This is a genomic window from Paraburkholderia flagellata, from assembly GCF_021390645.1.
Classification (GTDB): Bacteria; Pseudomonadota; Gammaproteobacteria; order Burkholderiales; family Burkholderiaceae; genus Paraburkholderia; species Paraburkholderia flagellata.
The window spans coordinates 547964-564599 of the sequence record NZ_JAJEJT010000002.1 but is presented as its reverse complement, the minus strand read 5'-3'; the positions used below and the strand labels follow the sequence as shown (position 1 = coordinate 564599).

Annotated in this window: 14 protein-coding genes; 4 read left to right on the top strand and 10 right to left on the bottom strand. The window is 59.3% G+C overall.

What is annotated here, in order from left to right:
* Positions 1-21: 21 nt before the first annotated feature.
* Positions 22-981 (bottom strand): lactate/malate family dehydrogenase, encoded by a 960-nt coding sequence (locus tag L0U83_RS16945; protein ID WP_308445060.1) that lies wholly within the window; start codon positions 979-981, stop codon positions 22-24.
* 880 nt (positions 982-1861) lie between these two features.
* The gene (locus L0U83_RS16940) at positions 1862-2089 is read right to left on the bottom strand and encodes a hypothetical protein (protein ID WP_233884860.1); all 228 of its coding nucleotides are present in this window, start codon (positions 2087-2089) and stop codon (positions 1862-1864) included.
* Between the two features lie 173 nt (positions 2090-2262).
* On the opposite strand from L0U83_RS16940, the gene L0U83_RS16935 reads away from it, so the two are divergent.
* Complete coding sequence (locus tag L0U83_RS16935) at positions 2263-3105, top strand: CHAD domain-containing protein (protein ID WP_233884859.1); 843 nt, start codon at positions 2263-2265, stop codon at positions 3103-3105.
* An 86-nt stretch (positions 3106-3191) separates the two neighbouring features.
* Here the strand turns inward: L0U83_RS16935 and L0U83_RS16930 are convergent, their stop codons facing one another.
* Both L0U83_RS16930 and L0U83_RS16925 read right to left on the bottom strand, forming a co-directional pair.
* A complete protein-coding gene (locus L0U83_RS16930; RefSeq protein ID WP_233884858.1) occupies positions 3192-3629 on the bottom strand; it encodes a hypothetical protein in 438 nt (145 codons plus the stop codon).
* Positions 3630-3765: 136 nt separating this feature from the next.
* Positions 3766-3996: a hypothetical protein gene (locus L0U83_RS16925; RefSeq protein ID WP_233884857.1), complete on the bottom strand. Its 231-nt coding sequence runs from the start codon at positions 3994-3996 to the stop codon at positions 3766-3768.
* Between the two features lie 700 nt (positions 3997-4696).
* Here L0U83_RS16925 and L0U83_RS16920 point away from each other — a divergent pair.
* The gene (locus tag L0U83_RS16920; RefSeq protein ID WP_233884855.1) at positions 4697-5881 is read left to right on the top strand and encodes a porin; all 1185 of its coding nucleotides are present in this window, start codon (positions 4697-4699) and stop codon (positions 5879-5881) included.
* A gap of 169 nt (positions 5882-6050) precedes the next feature.
* Here the strand turns inward: L0U83_RS16920 and L0U83_RS16915 are convergent, their stop codons facing one another.
* The 6 genes from L0U83_RS16915 to acnA all read right to left on the bottom strand — a co-directional run bounded on the left by L0U83_RS16915 (position 6051) and on the right by acnA (position 13955).
* Positions 6051-6701 (bottom strand): hypothetical protein, encoded by a 651-nt coding sequence (locus tag L0U83_RS16915; protein WP_233884854.1) that lies wholly within the window; start codon positions 6699-6701, stop codon positions 6051-6053.
* Positions 6702-6873: 172 nt separating this feature from the next.
* Positions 6874-7623, bottom strand: coding sequence for an ABC transporter substrate-binding protein (locus tag L0U83_RS16910; protein ID WP_233884852.1), 750 nt, complete (start codon positions 7621-7623; stop codon positions 6874-6876).
* Between the two features lie 17 nt (positions 7624-7640).
* On the bottom strand, positions 7641-8990 hold the full coding sequence (locus L0U83_RS16905; protein ID WP_233884850.1) for a 2-hydroxycarboxylate transporter family protein: 1350 nt from the start codon (positions 8988-8990) through the stop codon (positions 7641-7643).
* A 106-nt stretch (positions 8991-9096) separates the two neighbouring features.
* Complete coding sequence (gene prpF / locus L0U83_RS16900; protein ID WP_233884848.1) at positions 9097-10278, bottom strand: 2-methylaconitate cis-trans isomerase PrpF; 1182 nt, start codon at positions 10276-10278, stop codon at positions 9097-9099.
* Positions 10279-10281: 3 nt separating this feature from the next.
* Positions 10282-11355, bottom strand: coding sequence for a lactonase family protein (locus L0U83_RS16895; protein ID WP_233884845.1), 1074 nt, complete (start codon positions 11353-11355; stop codon positions 10282-10284).
* A 2-nt stretch (positions 11356-11357) separates the two neighbouring features.
* On the bottom strand, positions 11358-13955 hold the full coding sequence (gene acnA / locus L0U83_RS16890; protein ID WP_233884844.1) for an aconitate hydratase AcnA: 2598 nt from the start codon (positions 13953-13955) through the stop codon (positions 11358-11360).
* A 144-nt stretch (positions 13956-14099) separates the two neighbouring features.
* Between acnA and L0U83_RS16885 the strand changes: the two genes are divergently transcribed.
* Together L0U83_RS16885 and L0U83_RS16880 are read left to right on the top strand one after the other, a co-directional pair.
* Positions 14100-15104, top strand: coding sequence for a GntR family transcriptional regulator (locus L0U83_RS16885; RefSeq protein ID WP_233884843.1), 1005 nt, complete (start codon positions 14100-14102; stop codon positions 15102-15104).
* 124 nt (positions 15105-15228) lie between these two features.
* Positions 15229-16521, top strand: coding sequence for an MFS transporter (locus L0U83_RS16880; RefSeq protein WP_233884840.1), 1293 nt, complete (start codon positions 15229-15231; stop codon positions 16519-16521).
* Positions 16522-16636: the final 115 nt, after the last annotated feature.

Here is a 16636-nt window from a genome sequence, read left to right as displayed (position 1 = left end):
CGTTAAAAAATTGCTGTTGATTCAGGCGGCCAGGCGATTTTCCTGGCGGTGGGATAGCACGCTGTCGGTCGCGTCCTTGACGATGCGCGCGCTACGCCGCAGGGCCTCGCGCTCGGCGGGCACAAGCTCCGGATAAGCCAGCAACCGTGCCCCGCTGCCGTTTATCACCATGGGCAGCGACAGGCAGACGTCGGGCACACCCTCGATGTCCGGATGCACGATGCCCACGGAGAGAACGAGATCCGTGTTGTGCACGATGGCCTGGCAGATCCGACCGATGCCGCTTGCGATCCCGTAGTGCGTGGCGGGCTTGCCCTTCTTGATGTTCCGGGCGGCGTTGTGCACCGAGCGCAGTACGGCGTCGTGATCCAGTTCCTTGCCGCTGCGGGCCAGGAACGTGTCGACCGACATACCCATCACGGTTGCGCCAGACCAGTCGATCAGTGCAGATTCACCATGCTCGCCCAGGACGTACGCGTGAACCGCTGACGCCACGACGCCCAGCTCTTCAGAGAGCAGCGAGCGCAGGCGCGCGGTGTCCAGTGAGGTGCCGGTGCTGATGACGCGCTCCCGGGGGCCGCCCACGATGTCATGGACGACACCGGCCACCACATCGCAGGGATTCGATGCGATGACGTAGAACGCATTGGGGGCGATCTCTTTCGTGCGGCTGGCAATCTGGGCCGCGATGTCCGCATTCGTTTTGGCGATATCAAGGCGAGTCTGGCCTTCCTTGACGCCGACGCCGGCGGTGATCACGATGATGTCCGCGTCGCGCGCGCTCTCGCAACCACCCGCAAAAAAGCGATGGTGCCCCCAGAATGCCGCTGCGTGGGCAAGATCGAGTACCTGCCCTTCGGCCCGCTCCCGCGCGGTATCGATGATGACAACCTCCGCGCTCGGGATGGTCACCGCTGAAAAAAGGGCCGCCGACCCGCCGACAAGTCCCGCGCCGAAAATGGCAATCTTGGGCTGCCGGATTTGGTAGCTCCGTCCACCCGCAGCCTCCGGGACTTCGTTCCCTGCTGATTTCATGACGACCTCCTTGATCGCACTCCTTTAGCTTACGGTTTGTAAGTCTATAGGGCTGCTGCAAGGAGATGCGCGACCGTCGGTCGCCATTGAATCAGTAGTCGTTTAATTGATTGATATATCAACCATTTTTGCGGGTGTCGCATCCGTATGTGCCGCCGATGCATTTCGTCAGCATGACCGTTCTGTGACGGCAATGTAGGACGAAATCGGCCACATTTATGGATAAGCAATCAAACAGACATCGATACCGGGCCAGCATCAATCTCTTTCCTGAGACGCCAGATGGCATGATTTACGTTGATATATCAACTATATTGACGATGGGACTTGTTCATCTTGTGTCCGACAACATCGCCCATGCAACCCTTACAGGATGGCGCGTGAACGACCGCGTGAGCATCCGCTCAACGCCTACGCCGATACACGCCTGGTTTTTCCGACTCGAGACTGACTGAGCGGCGGTTGTACCTCGATAGTGTTGAAAAACTCGTCAGCTACGCTTCGCGCGAGGTTTTCAGGGGTCCTCTTACCCTTGGCGAGTGGTTACGATCGGTTTATACGTCGATCTGAGAGGGCGATTTCCCGAGCGCCGCACACGCGGCGAGACGAACGGAGTTTTTCAACAGAATCCCTCGCAAGCGGCCATCGCAATGGTGACGAACGACCGGTGGGGGTTGACTAGGGACGACTACATCTGGCAGACCGCGGCCGTTAAGCGTGACTCGCTGAGACAATCATTCGGACGTCCAGACGGCAGCTCCGCAATCGTAATCTGCCGCTCGCATGCCGCCGCCCCCCGCCGAACGATACAGGCGCACTGATGTTCTCAATCGCGTGGGCGCTTTCGCCTGCCCGACTCGGCTCGCCGGACGAGATCAGTCAGGAGCCACTTTGCGATCTGTTCCGGCCGGTCCATGCCAATCGAAGCGAATTTGACCTCGCCTTCGTAATAGACGATGACCGAACCGGTCATCACCCGGTACGTGCCGTTGTGCCTCGCCCCGTCGACCGTGGCTTCTACGGAATTCAGCGATTCGTAATCTTGAGGGCTCATACCGGAGTTTGTCGCAAGAAAACTTCACCGTAGCCAACCGTCGCAATTCCGTCAACGGTCGGTAAACCAGTATTTGTTCACGTTATATTGAGGGAAGCTGATGCCCGCTGATCATGTCGATGCTGGCGTCGTGACGCGCGATGCTGGTCGTCGGACACGGTCCGGGAGGGCAAATGAGCAACGGGGACATGGACCAAGGCAAACAGCGCGAACCATGCGCCGAGACAGCATTTTCGGACATTGCATCGCCAATTGTCGACAAAGCAATTGAACAGGCGAACGGCGTCGCAAGTGACCCTTCCGCCGAAGGGCTTCATCAGCTACGCATTACCATGCGCCGTCTGCGATCTTTGTGGTGGTCCTACCGACCCTTGCTTGATGCCGGGGATAATACACGGCAGCGCGACCTCTTCAGGTCACTCGCCGACTCGGCTGGCAAGGCGCGCGACTATGACATCCTGATTGAGCTGCTCAAGCTTCAACATAAAAAAGGAAAGGTGCTTCCTCCCGAATTCTCCGGCGCTCGACAGGAGGCGCTCGATGTCGGCAGAGAGGTACTGTCGAATCCTGAATTGAAGACGCTGCTGCTTGACGCACTCTCACAAACCTCGGGATCGCTGGTCGCGAGACAGGACCGGCAACCACTTCAGACTTTCTCGGACAGCCGCGTCGCAGCATCCGAAAAGCAGTTGCGCAAACGCGTGCGGCATGCGGCGAAGGCCAAAAGGTCAGACGTCGCAGCTTTTCACGACGTCAGAAAGGCCGGAAAGAAGGCCCGGTATCTTCTGGAATTGTTCGGCCCGGTTCTGTCGAGACCACATCGGAAAACGTTGATTCGCCTGAAGAAAATCCAGAAGCGATTCGGTGCCTTGAATGACGTCGTTGCGAGCGAGAAACTTTTGCGCGACAACGCCTCGCTGCTTGCTGCCATCTCCGAACCTGAACGAACCCTGAAATGGTTCAGGAAGGAGCGTGACCGTCGCCTGCGCGCGGCGGCTGCCTTGCTGCGCAAGTAATGGAAGTAGGTCTGACAGCCAGCAACGGGCGCTCTCCAGCAATGCTTGCCAAACGGGCCAGAGCAAGGAAGTTTCCTGTACGCGTTTCAATCGAAAGGACTCGTATTCCTGCGTCGTCTCCACAACGTCTTATCGAAATGTTGGTCACCAATCAAGGCACTCCATGCAGTAACCCAGCGCGCGGCCTGGACTGCGTTCGCCTCGTCGCATTCTGCGAGGCGCGCCATCGCGCGGCGCAGGCGCTCGCGCATGTATCGTCTGCGATCCCCGTCGACTGAAGGAGGGTGAGCGCAGATTGTTGCGCCCGCTTCCGCGACAGAAACGTTGGCAATACGGTTCAGCGCCAGAGTGCCGTCTGACATGGCGTCACTCTCCGAGGCGAAACCTTTTTCGTTGTATGCGATTACCTGAAACCCGCAACCGCGCTCACGAGGGACGCTGATAGCCCAATGCCACGCGTCATCCTGGGCGAAGACGTGAAGTGTGGCCGGCTTCCCGTCCATTGAGCACTGCAGCGTGGACATGGCTGCCCCCATGAAGTGCTGGTTTGGAGGTTCGAGTTTACCCACCAGTGTGCTGCGTCGCAACATTAACTTTGCTGACGCAGAATTGAGGTGGCATAGTGAGAGCGCGGCGCAATGGACGCCCGGCAGCCACGAATTAACCGGTCCGCGGTGTAGCTCGCAGCCCGTTCATATGTGTACTTCCTCTGTACTGCGATTCATAGGCACCCTGCATGCGTTTAAGCAGGGCGATATATCCGTTGACCTCCGGGTACGAAATCACGCTCGCTGCGGCCGAATTCACCTCATCCCATAGGCGCTCGAACTTTTCGCTCGCAATCGCGAGTGGCAACCGGGACGCCAGCAGCTCCAGGAAGTCCTTCTCCATGTCGCCGACAGGACGCCTGCCTATCCCGATCCTTGCCATCGAAACCCTCTGACGAAAATGGGACAACGTTCGCCGTGATGTACGGGTTGGGTGCGCGCCATCCGCTCCCTGCGCATCAAGAATAACAGCGAGAGCGCTAACGTCAAATTGGACAGGCGTGCATGCGCATCGGCACTGGCGTTCGACTAATCGTGGTCAGTGGTCGATACGACACGGAGCAGTTGGAGGCCCTTCGTGCACAGCGATGCCCGCTTGCGGTCGGCCATAAAATATCACGTCAGGCAGTAGACGCCTCGAACGCCGGACAGACTGCTGACGGCCGATCGAGTCGGTCCTAAATTCTGCAATCAATTCACCGCAAGCCTGTCGCGAGCAGTTGCTCCATGCAGCGTTGCGGGCGGTGGAAAGCGACGCCACCTCGCAAAAAATTAGCACTCCGATGCAGTCTATCGCGAGCAACGTTCAGGAGACACCCGCATGGCGAGCGATCGCTGTTGCAGCGGAACAACTCGCGACGGAAACGAATTGGTTCGTCACCCGTTTTAACACGCGCCCAAAGGCAAATCACAGCTCAATTGCGACAAATTTATGAAATGAACTCTCGCTCGGAGCAGCAATTTTTTAATGGCGATCTGGCTTCTGCCCCGGACGCGACTATAGACTGACGCCGCTAGTTCCTTTCACGCCATTGGGCTATCTCATGAAGAAGATCTCCATTGCCGTTGCCGTTTGCGCAGCGTCTGCTGCGTCCGCAGCAAACGCACAGAGCTCGGTTACTCTCTACGGTCTGATCGACGCCGGCATCGCCTATACGAACAACGTTCAAAATGGCGCCCCCGGCCACGGTAGCGCGCGCGTCGCACTCGCAAGCGGCAATATCAGCGGCAGCCGCTTCGGCCTGCGCGGCAGCGAGGACCTCGGCGGTGGTCTGCATGCTATCTTCGTGCTTGAAAACGGTTTCAACGTCAACAATGGCACGCTTGGTCAGGGTGGCCGTATGTTCGGCCGTCAAGCGTATGTCGGCGTGAGCGGCGACCAATACGGCACCTTGACGATGGGCCGCCAGTATGACTCGTTGGTCGACTTCGTCTCGCCGCTGTCGGGCACGGCGGGCACGTTCGGCGACTCGGGGTTCGCGCACGTGTACGACAACGACAACCTGCAACATACCGTGCGCTTCAGCAACTCGGTGAAGTTCGCGAGCATCGACTACGCCGGCTTCAAGTTCGGCGGCATGTACGCGTTCAGCAACAGCACCAGTTTCGCCGTCGACCGTGCGTACAGCGCCGGTGCGAGCTACAACAACGGCCCGCTGCGATTCGCAGCGGCCTACCTCCAGATCAACGGCTCGGCGGCGGCGAGTACCCCGGCAGGAACGGCAAATCAGAATGTTGCCGCCGACCCGAGCGAGTTCAAGTCGACCGCAGGCGGCGGCAACCTGACGGCGGATGTGCAGCGCACAGTCGGTGCAGGCGTCGGCTATACGTTCGGCCCGGCGGCGGTCAACTTCGTCTATACGCACAGCCAGTACCAGAACACGTCCGCGTTCGGTCTGAACCCGGTGAGTGGCTCAACTCACTTCGACAACTATGAACTGAACGTTAAGTACACCCTCACGCCGGCGCTGTCCCTCGGCCTCATGGATACTTTCACGGACGGTCATCTGAACGGTGTGAGCAAGTCGAACGTCAGCTCCGATCCGAAATGGAACCAGGTCAACGCGATCGCGCGCTACTCGCTGTCGAAGCGCACGGAAGTGTACGGTGAAGCGATGTACCAGCGCGCGATCGGCCACAACAATGTCGCAACGATGTACAACGCCGGCGGTTTCTCGGCGACGAGCAATCAGGTGATGGGCGCCATCGGCATGCTGACCCGCTTCTAAGCGGCCGTCAGAGCCCGCATCCCGCAGCCAGCGGAGAGGGACGCACGACTGTTGTCAATTAGGAAGCGGCCATCTCGTTCGCATTGGCTCGACCGTCCCTTGTGGGTCGATTTGCGCCGACCGCGTTGGGCGGTCACATCGGCCAGAAACGGACATTTCCTCACACCCCCTAATCCAGAGAACTTTCAAGTTTCCATGTGACTCCTGATGCACCGACGCCACGTTGCTCCTGCACCTTCTCCACCATGGCTTTCCTGTGTGCGGCGCCAAGGAGAAGCACTCCATGAGAGAGTGCACCGCGGATGCAATAGCCATTGATGTTCTCTAGCATTGCCGTCTCGCGACGGTCATTTGTCACGCTCCATAGAGCGTAGATCTGTCGCAATTCGTCGTCGCCGATCCATTCGACGGTTTCACGCACCTCGTCGTAGATGGCTGCCCATGCTTGTGCGCAGCGAGCGCTGTTGAGGTATGGAAAACCGTGATCTCGCGTGTCGAGGCTGTTCTGGTCCATCAGATGGCGATATTCAGGGCTCGTCCTTTCGACCTTTTTGAACATCTCCTCAGATTTACTGAAGAACTCGTCGCTTGGTTTGTTCAAGTCCACGGGTACAACGTTGACTGGACGGCGCTCGCGATAGAGGGCAACGGCAGCAGACTCGAGATTGCCGTGAGAGCCGTCGCGATAGTCAGCAAGATTGGCGGTGGGAATTTCAGCAAAGATGACGTCCGGCTGAAGGCGTTCAAGGATCGTCCGCAATTCCGCCACGTTGGCGCATCCACTTTCGGCGTGGACAGTTCCGATCAGCGATATACGCATCAGATTTAGGCTCCAGAGGCAGACTTAGTAGCGTTTGAAAACGTTATGGCTGGAACGATCCGCTTTGGGTCGTCATGACCCATTCGCCCCCCTAAAAGACATCGTCCAGCGCCGCAGAAGCCTGCCAAGGAAGGCTCATCGAGCCCGAATTCGAACTGAATGCTCGGCGCAGTCAGGCGGGCGTGTCAAGTGTTGCAACTGTTACGCCTGTGATGCGGTGCGTCGCCACTGTCGCGTCAACGAGGCCATTTTTCAAGGCATAAGCGACAAACTCCTGGAGCAAATTTGCGGCGGCAGTTCGCCCCTTCGGGGTTCCCATGGCCTGCTCTATCACCATGAAGCGCCCCGGTAGCATGCGCAGGCCAGCCAGCCGTTTCGCATCGGCCTCAAGTTGCTGTCGTACACCTGCCGCGACCTCGCATTGCTCCTTCAGCATAGTGCCAACTACTTCGGGCGAAGTCGGAGCGCGCAGAATGGTCGCGTGCTGAATAGTACGGGTCAGAAATAGGTCGTATGCACTGCCCTTGCCGACTACGACTCGTGTGCCGGCCACATCAATGTCGGCGTTCGACTGGATAAGCGAACGGTGCGGGACCAGATAGGCGCCCTCGATGAGTATGTACGGTCGTGTCTGCTCGATGCCTTTGCCGCGCACTGGGTCGCGAGCGACAAACGCCACGTCCCACTCGTCACGCTCACATCCTGTGACAACTTCCCCAGCCGCATCGTATAGAACGAACCGTATCTGCACGTCGATCAACGCAGCGAGTTGCGTTGCAAGGTCGACCGAGACGCCGGTCGGGGCTCCGCTCGACGAATCGCGTATCGCCAGGATAGGATTTCCGAAATTAATGGCTGCTCGCAGCACTCCATTGGGTGCAAGCTGTTCGCGAGCTTCAGGGGATACTTCAGGTGTCGACATAGACGTTCCTCGAAAACTCAGTGGATGTGTGCGACAACGAGTAGCGTACCGGTCACCGTGAGTGCGCCACCGATGCGCGTCGCAATCTGCGCAAAGGGCATGAGGCTCATCCGGTTGCATGCGGTGAGAATGGCAACGTCACCAGTGCCTCCTTGTCCGCTGTGACAGGCATTAACGATTGCAGTGTCGACTGGATACATATTCAGCCACCTTCCCACCACAAAGCCCGTCGCCATAAGCGCTGCGACGGTACTGGCAATCGTGGCTACGTTTGCCAGGTTGATGGCTGCGATGAGCTGGTCCCACGGAGTCATGGTCGTCCCGATTGCGAACAGCAATGGGTAGGTCACCGCGGTGGAAAAGAACTGATAGACGATTCGGGCGCCACCCTGAAGGTTGGGCGAAACAAAGCGACCAACCTTGATAAAGACAGCGACGAAGAGCATCGCGACCGGTGCCGGCAGTCCCATCAGCCGATGACACAGTAGACCAACAAGGTAGAGCGAGATGGCGGTGATGGCTGCAGCGGCGACCGTGTTCACGTCCGGTGTCGATGGAATCTCGTCATCGTGCATGCGCCCAGGTTGCTCGGGCACAGACGGTTGCAGCATGCCGTTGCCCGTTAGATGCGGGCGTTTCTCACCCAGCCAGCTGAGAACGCCTGAGAAGAGGATTGCACACAGGCTGCCAATCATCACTGCAGGCAGCACCTGCGCGAAGATGGGGCCCTGCGGGACATTCATGATTTCGCCGTAGCCGACTGACAACGGAATCGCCCCCTCGCCCACGCCTCCCGCCATGATAGGGATGACAATATAAAGGAGCGTATGGCGCGTGCCGAGACCGAGCAGCGTGCCAACTGTTGTGCCGACGATGGCGGCAACTATCGAACCTGTAGCAAGCGGCAGGAAAATCTTCGCGAAGCCACGTATGAGGACCTGCCTGTCCATGCTGAAGATACTGCCAACGATGATTGAGGCGATGAACAGGTACATGAAGTTGCTGACGTTCGTGAACGTGGTCACCATGTCGAGCAGCTTGCCAGGCAGAAGATGGTAGAACGCCAGAAAGGACGGCAGAAACGTCGCCACTATCGCGGCAGCGCCTATCTTCCTGAGTACGGGAAGACGCTTGCCCAGCTCGGCACAGGTGAAGCCGCACACAACCAGTACCGCGATGGCCATCGAAATCTCGCTCGGAACCTTGCCCGTCACGACGAAAGCAGCAACAAGTCCGACAAGCAGCACATATACCGGCAGAGGGATGATGCCAATCCGCAGCTCAACGATTGCCCACCAGCCATACGGCCAGAAAGGGAAGCGTTCTGTCCTTTCGGCGATTGACGAGGCTTTGCTTGCGTGTTCCATTCAGTTGTCTCCAGCATGAACGAGGCTCGCGCTGGCTCAACGGCCAGCGTTCTTTGCGTCTGAAAGCGGTGGGTCGGTCAGCGAGACCAACGCTGACCAAGGGCGGTCAGGAGAGACCGGCCGTTACATCCGAAGGTACGTAGACCACGCCGTCCATCAACCGACGCGCGCTACGACTCATGATTGCTTTCGTCACAGTCCATTCGCCATCTCGCTGCACCGCCTCGGCTCCCACGGCCATCGTTCCGGAGGGATGGCCAAAGCGCAGCTGGCCAGAAGCCTTACCGGCAACCAGCCGGTTGACCACGGTATCCGGAATGGCGGCAGCCACTGCCAGCGCGACGGCGCCCGTTCCGGTCATTGCGTGGTGGAGCTTGCCCATCGACAGGATGCGGGCGTTGATGTCAACGCTTTCCGGCGTAACCTGCTTACCACTCGAAGCGACGTAAGCCTCGGGCAGCGACACGAATGCAAGCTTCGGCGTGTGAGGGCGTTGAGCGGTGACTTCTTCGGGAGTTGCACCGAGACCCATACGAACGGCAGCATGTGCGCGAATCGCTTCGCACTTCGCCAGGAGTGCTGCGTCGCCGTTCACGCGAGCCTGCATCTCGTTCCCCTTGAGGCCAAGCGCTTCGGCATCGACGAAGATAGCCGGGTTGCCCGCATTGATGAGCGTCGCCCCGAATGTGCCGTAGCCAGGCACGTCGAGTTCGTCGATGGGATGGCCCGTCGGAAACATCGCACCGCCGCCCTCTTTTGCGTCTTCGGAGCCTCCGGGGTCGAGAAATTCAATCCTGATTTCTGCCGCGGGGAAAGTCACGCCGTCGAGCTCAAAATCTCCTTCCTCCATTACCTGACCGTCCTTCATCGGTACATGAGCAATGATTGTCGCGTTGATGTTGGCCTGCCAGATTCGAACGGTGGCTATGCCGTTCTCCGGCGCTGCAACGAGGCCTTGTGCGATGGCATAGGGGCCTACTGCGGATGTGAGATTCCCGCAGTTACCGGACCAGTCGATGACCGGCTCCTTGACTGAGACTGCTCCGAAGAGATAGTCGATGTCACAGTCCGCCCGCGACGAGGGACCAATGACGACGACCTTGCTCGTGCTGGATGTCGCGCCACCCATCCCGTCGGTCTGTTTCTCATACGGGTCCGGGCTACCAATGACGCGCAACAGAATCGCGTCGCGCAACCGTGTGTCTGAAGGCAGGCTGTCCGCCCGGAAGAACACACCCTTACTCGTGCCACCGCGCATGTAGGTAGCCTTGATGCCAGTCTGTGCCATTTGTCAGTCCTCAATCGTTCGGAATACGATGCTCACTGGGCTTCCCGTTTTGATGGAGCGCCCAGTAGCGATGGGTTGTCTGCTGTCAGGGTCGAGCCGGAATTGCTCGATGCTGTGCGAGGTCTCGTTCGCGATGTAAAGCGTCTGCCCGTCTGGTCCGATACACAGGAAGCGCGGGAAGCTTCCGCGTGTGGGGACCCAGCGAACGTCGCGCAGCCGACCGTTCGACCGCTCAAGCTGGAACGTCGCCACAGTGTCGTGCCCCCGATTGGTTACATAAAGCGCCTGGCCATCGGGTGCAATGACGATTCCAGCCGCACGCGACTGTTCGTGATGGTCTGGTGGAATCGTTGGCACCGTATTCAGTGCTTCGAGCTGACCACTGACTGGGTCGAACGACCAGGTCGTCACCGTCGAATCGAGCTCGTTGACGACGTAGACCAGCGGGAGTTCTGGATGGAATGCAGCGTGGCGTGGTCCGGCGCCTTCGCGCGCGCGAGCCGCCTTAACGATGGGCTTTTCGTCAGCCGACCAGTTCACAGCGAAGACCGTATCGAGGCCCTTGTCGGGCACGATGTGCCAGTCCGTGTCGAAACGGCGCGTAACGTAGCGTGCGATATGGTGCGGGTGAGACGAAGTCTGCTCCACACGATGCGGTCCGCGCTCGCCGTCGAATGTCAACGGCGCTTGAGGAGGCTCGACGGAACCGTCCGCAGCCAGCGGAAACGGTGTAGCGGTGCCACTCGCGTAGCCCGCAACGACCAGCTTTGCGGCGTCACGCGAGAACTCGAGATGCACAGGGTTGCGTCCAGCGCCCGTCTGGCTGTTCAGCAGCGTCAACATGCTGGTCTGCGGGTCAACCCGGAACGCGCTAACGGTCTCGCCGTCACCGTGAACCGCGTATAACGTGCTCCGCTCCCGGTTGAGTGCAAGAAAGCTCGGGTTGGTCAGTGGCTCGAGCGTCTGACGATGCTGCCAGGCGCCCGAGGCATACACCTGATACACGCCGATTCCTGTGCCTTCGGCGTGGCGCTCGCGCGTCGTGCGACACCCGACATAGGCGAAGGTGCGCGACATGATTACGCGACCTCGCGCTGCTCGTCCGCAATGCGCGGGAGCAAGCCGCCCGCACGAAAGATTTCAGCCTCTTCTTCTGTATCGATTCGACAACGCACAGACGCAGTCACCACTTCGCCGTTCTTGCGCGTGATGCATAGCGCAAGCGTCATGGATGGCGTCACGCGGTCCGTGATTCCTTCGAGCGAGAACGACTCAGAGCCATCGATACGCAGCGTCTTGCGGTTGACGCCTTCCATGAATTCGAGCGGCAAGACGCCCATTCCGACCAGATTCGAACGATGGATACGTTCGAAGTTCTCGCATACCACTGCACGTACGCCGATGAGTCGCACGCCTTTGGCAGCCCAGTCGCGGGACGAACCAGAGCCGTAGTTCTTCCCGGCCACCACAATCAGCTCCTGGCCTTTATCCATGTACTGCTCGGCGGCGTCAAACAGACGCATCACCCGGCCCTCGGGTTCGAGGCGCGTCAGGGAGCCTTCCTTGCCTGCAGCCATCTCGTTGTGCAGCCGGTTATTGGCGAACGTAGCGCGAATCGCAACCTTGTGGTCGCCGCGACGCGTCCCGTATGAGTTGAATTCAGACCTGGCGACACCGTGGGCGATGAGGTATTCGCCGGCGGCGCTCTCCGGGAGGATTGCGCCCGAAGGCGAAAGGTCGTCGGTTGTCACGTTGTCACCGAAAACCCCGATGGCGCGCATTGCAGTGAAGGTGGCGGGTTGGGTGAGACTCGCCTGCCAGTACGGGGGACGACGGATATAGTTGCTATCGTCGCGCCAGGGGAAGCGGGCCGGTACCGCGTCGGTGTCATCAAGCCGTTCGCTTTTGCGAAACATTTCAGCGTAAATGCGAACATATTGTTCACCCCGAATACTGTCATTGAGCAGGTTGTCGATTTCGTCGTCGCTTGGCCAGATGTCGCTCAGACGTACGGGGCTGCCCTGCGAGTCGGTGCCAATGGCTTCGTTTTCGATGTCGATGTCAATCGTTCCGGCAATTGCATACGCGACAACGAGCGGGGGCGAAGCGAGGAAGGCTTCTTTCACACGCGGGTGGATGCGGCCGTTGAAGTTGCGGTTACCAGACAGAACCGCGACTGCATGTACGTCGCGGCTGACGATTTCATCTTCGATGTGCCTGGGCAACGGCCCCGACATGCCGTTGCACGACGTACAGCCAAATCCGATGATGCCGAACCCCAGCGCTTCGAGCGGCGCCATCAGATTCGCTGCGCGCAGATAGCTCTCCACAGGCTTCGAGCCAGGCGCGAGGGAGGTCTTGACCCACGGCTTGCGCTGTAGACCTCGGGCATGCGCCTTTTGAGCGAGCAGGCCTGCTGCAATCATGTTTCGCGGATTCGATGTGTTGGTGCAGCTCGTGATGGCCGCGATGACCACGGAACCGTTGGCGAGCTTCGCCGACGAGTTCGCTTCTTGTTCTTCTTTCCTTCGTTCGGGTTTCGCGATTCCTTTCGAAATCAGGCTCGAGAGCGGAACCCGGTCATGCGGGTTCGCCGGTCCGGCCAGCGCACGGCCGACCGACGAAAGGTCAAACGAGAGCACCTTGTCGTAATCGGCATGAATCAGGTCGTCGGCCCACAGCCCCTGCGCTTTTGCATAGTCTTCCGTCAACGCTATCTGCGCCTCTGGGCGGCCCGTCAGACGCATGAAGTCGAGCGTCTTCTCATCGATTGCGAAGAGCGCGGCCGTCGCACCGAACTCTGGCGCCATGTTCGAGATGGTGGCGCGGTCGCTCAGCGCCAAGCCACGCGCCCCTTCGCCGTGAAACTCGATGATGGTGCCGACGACCTTCTGCTTGCGCAGAAACTCGGTAATTGCGAGCACCAGGTCGGTCGCGGTCACACCGGCCTGACGTCGACCCGTCAGTTCCACACCGACGATGGTCGGTAGCCGCAGCCACACTGCGCGACCGAGCATCACTGACTCAGCCTCGATGCCGCCGACACCCCAGCCAAGCACACCAATCGCGTTAATCATGGTGGTGTGGCTGTCTGTACCGACGAGCGTATCCGGGAAAGCCACGCCATCTTTCACCTGGATTACCGGCGAGAGATGCTCGATATTCACCTGGTGCAGGATGCCGTTGCCCGGCATCAGCACGTCGAGGTTCGAGAATGCCTGCTTGCACCAGGCAAGAAACTCGAACCGTTCGGCGTTCTTCTGCTGTTCGATGGCCATGTTCTTCGACATCGCCTCCGGGTCGCTGCCGTCAATCTCAACGTTCAGGGAATGGTCAACGACGAGTTGGGTCGGGACCACAGGGTTGATGGTTCGCGGGTCCCCACCGCTTTCCGCAATCGCGTCGCGCATTCCCGCCAGGTCAACCAACGCAGGCGTGCCCAGCAGGTCCTGCAGCACGACCCGCGCCGGGTAGTACGGAAAGTCCACGTCGTGACGCCGGTCCGCGAGTGCCTTCAGATAACGGGCAGCGTCCTCTGCCGACTGCCGGCGAACGATGTTCTCGGCGAACACCCGGACGCTATAGGGCATGCGCGAGAAAGCGTTGTCGTCGAGCGGCTTCAGCGCTTGAGCGACGCTGGCATATGAGGCGGTCTGGTTGGGGAGCGAGGTGGACATCGGGGTTTTCTCCAGGGTATTGCGGGGCGTCTTGCGTTCGAATGAAGTGCATTCTATGATTAGAAAACGCAATAAGCAAATGCAGTTGAAGTTGGTGGTTACCCTGGTGAGCGGACTCCGTTAGCCGAACATGGGAGGCAGACGATGGCAAAATTGCTGACTGGTCATTCAGATGCACCGCCGCATCCGGCGGTCGTGAATGCCCTTTTGCTCCCTGCAACCGATATGGATTCGACCGCTGAAAGTCCCGCACTCACGCCGCTGCAGACGCGGGTGACGCGCGAAATACTCGCAATCGCCCGCCGGGAAGACCTCGCGACGGGCGACCGGCTTGCGGAATCGGTTTTGGCCGAGAAGATCGGAACGTCGCGCACGCCGGTCAATGCGGCCCTACATCACCTCGTCTCACGAGGGGTCGTCTACTACGACACCAATCGCGGTTTCTTCATGGCGAAACCTGCACGGGACGTAACAGACGTAGCTGAACAGTTCTTCCGCGAACCGGACGAACCTCTCTACCTGAAAATCGCAGAGGACCGTTTGGCTCGCCGGCTACCGGACGACGTGACTGAAGCCGACCTGATGCGTCAGTACGAGGTGTCCCGCAGCGAGCTGCGTCGGGTGCTGTCCCGCATGCAGGAAGAAGGCTGGCTCGAACGGCAGGTCGGGCACGGCTGGCAGTTCATGCCCATGATTGACTCGGTCGAAGCCTATGAAGAGAGCTACCTCTTTCGTGCGGCTATTGAACCAACCGGCGTGATGTCGCCAACCTTCAAGGTGAATCCAGTTGAACTCGAAGCGCTGCGTCGGCGCCAGCGTTTCATCGCCGAAAGCGGGTATCTCTCCATGGATTCAGTTGAACTGTTCGAGGCAAACAGCGAATTCCACGAGACGATTGCGAAATGGTCGGGCAACAGGTTCATCGCTCAGTCCGTGCGCCGGATGGACCGCTTGCGTCGCCTCGTTGAGTACCGGCAGGCCCGGTCCCGGAAACCTCGCCAGGAGCAGGCCCTGGAGCATCTGAAGATTCTTGATGCCATCGCGCGTCACGACCTGCTGGGAGCTGCGGCACTGTTGCGCGACCACATTGAGGGTGCCCGCCGCGCCAAGGTCCATGCGCGGGAGGTTTTCACCGAAACCGATACTTGACCTATTGCCTCGAGGCGGCCGCCCGGCCGCTCTTTTTTACCCTAAAGTGCGTTTTGTGCTCACAAAACACTTAACACGAGCCTGCCACCAGGTTCGCGTCGATTCTAAAAGTACGGAGACAACCATGTCGTATCGCCGCGGATGGATAGCCTTCCTTTTGTTTTCGCTATCGATGATTAACTATATGGACCGCGTGGCGCTTTCGATTGCCGCACGTCCAATTGCAAGTGAATTCAAGCTGACTTCCATCGGCATGGGCTATTTGCTTTCGTCCTTCGTCTGGAGTTACACGCTGTTCCTGCTCCCTATGGGGTTCCTGATTGACCGGTACGGCACGAAGCGCATGGCCGCCGCGGGTATCTTCGTGTGGTCCGCAGCTACTGCTCTGACGGGAGCCGCCGGAAATTTTGTTAGCCTGATTGCAGCCCGACTGGTGATGGGTGCGGGTGAGTCATCGAGCAATCCGGTGGGTGCAAAGGTCATCCGTCAATGGATTCCCGCTGGCGAGCGCGGGATGGTTACGTCGATGTTCAACAGCGGGTCATACGCAGGCCCTGCAATCTGTTCGGTCCTGCTCGGAATACTGGTTTCTGCGTTCGGCTGGAGGCTCTCTTTTTTAATAGCAGGCGGCATAGGCTTCGTATGGCTCGCCGCATGGCTCGTGTTCTTCGGAGACCCCGACAAGGTAGGCTGGCTCAAGGCGGACGAGCGCGACAAAATCCTGCGTGAGCGTAATACCACCTCCGCAATGAGCAAGTCGGCAACAGGCGAATCCACCGGACTGCTTGCACTGATGCGCTCGCGCACTCTGTGGGGGCTTGCCATCACACAAGGCTGCAACGTCTACACGCAGTATCTCTTCCTGACCTGGCTGCCGAGCTATCTGCAGGCGACAAGGCACCTGGACATTGCACACACCGGAGCGTTTGCCGCTGTTCCCTACGCCGCCTCCGTGCTTCTGTGTATCGCGGCCGGAAAGTTGAGCGACCATTACCTCAAAAGAAGCGGGGTGGGTACGGGCAAGCGGCGCAATGCGGTCGCGATTGCCATGCTCATCGGCGCGACGGTTCTCGCAGTGCCATTCATCTCAAGTCTCGTTGGCTTGCTTGTGGTGTTCTCAGTCGCGCTTGCAGGGATTGCTTCGACAACCTCACTCAACTTTGCGCTTCTGAATGACCTGCTGCCGGACTCTCGCGACGTAGCGAAGGCCATGGCTTTCGTAGTTGTTGGCGGCAATATCTTCGGCATGATGGCACCGATTGTGACCGGCTACGTCGTTGCCTCCAGCGGAAGCTATGACTGGGCATTCGGCATCGCCGGCCTTTTGCTTCTCACCGGGGCGACCGTCGCGCTAACCATGACGCGCTCGCCGATTTCGGTTTATGTCGAACGGACCGTCTCCCGCGCACCCGCGTGAGCCAATCATGGGCGTATGCGCGCGCTGTGAATTGACGATAGCCCGCGCCCGTGGCAGATACGAGGGTCGCTATTAGCACTGCCTATTGTTGCGTCAGCGCTGATTTGTTCCATCG

Coding starts and splice junctions, on each gene's coding strand:
- L0U83_RS16925 (WP_233884857.1), bottom strand. CDS start 3,996: ATGGAGAAGGACTTCCTGGAGCTGCTGGCGTCCCGGTTGCCACTCGCG.
- L0U83_RS16920 (WP_233884855.1), top strand. CDS start 4,697: ATGAAGAAGATCTCCATTGCCGTTGCCGTTTGCGCAGCGTCTGCTGCG.
- acnA (WP_233884844.1), bottom strand. CDS start 13,955: ATGTCCACCTCGCTCCCCAACCAGACCGCCTCATATGCCAGCGTCGCT.
- L0U83_RS16940 (WP_233884860.1), bottom strand. CDS start 2,089: ATGAGCCCTCAAGATTACGAATCGCTGAATTCCGTAGAAGCCACGGTC.
- L0U83_RS16905 (WP_233884850.1), bottom strand. CDS start 8,990: ATGGAACACGCAAGCAAAGCCTCGTCAATCGCCGAAAGGACAGAACGC.
- L0U83_RS16880 (WP_233884840.1), top strand. CDS start 15,229: ATGTCGTATCGCCGCGGATGGATAGCCTTCCTTTTGTTTTCGCTATCG.
- L0U83_RS16935 (WP_233884859.1), top strand. CDS start 2,263: ATGAGCAACGGGGACATGGACCAAGGCAAACAGCGCGAACCATGCGCC.
- L0U83_RS16895 (WP_233884845.1), bottom strand. CDS start 11,355: ATGTCGCGCACCTTCGCCTATGTCGGGTGTCGCACGACGCGCGAGCGC.
- L0U83_RS16910 (WP_233884852.1), bottom strand. CDS start 7,623: ATGTCGACACCTGAAGTATCCCCTGAAGCTCGCGAACAGCTTGCACCC.
- prpF (WP_233884848.1), bottom strand. CDS start 10,278: ATGGCACAGACTGGCATCAAGGCTACCTACATGCGCGGTGGCACGAGT.
- L0U83_RS16915 (WP_233884854.1), bottom strand. CDS start 6,701: ATGCGTATATCGCTGATCGGAACTGTCCACGCCGAAAGTGGATGCGCC.
- L0U83_RS16930 (WP_233884858.1), bottom strand. CDS start 3,629: ATGTCCACGCTGCAGTGCTCAATGGACGGGAAGCCGGCCACACTTCAC.
- L0U83_RS16885 (WP_233884843.1), top strand. CDS start 14,100: ATGGCAAAATTGCTGACTGGTCATTCAGATGCACCGCCGCATCCGGCG.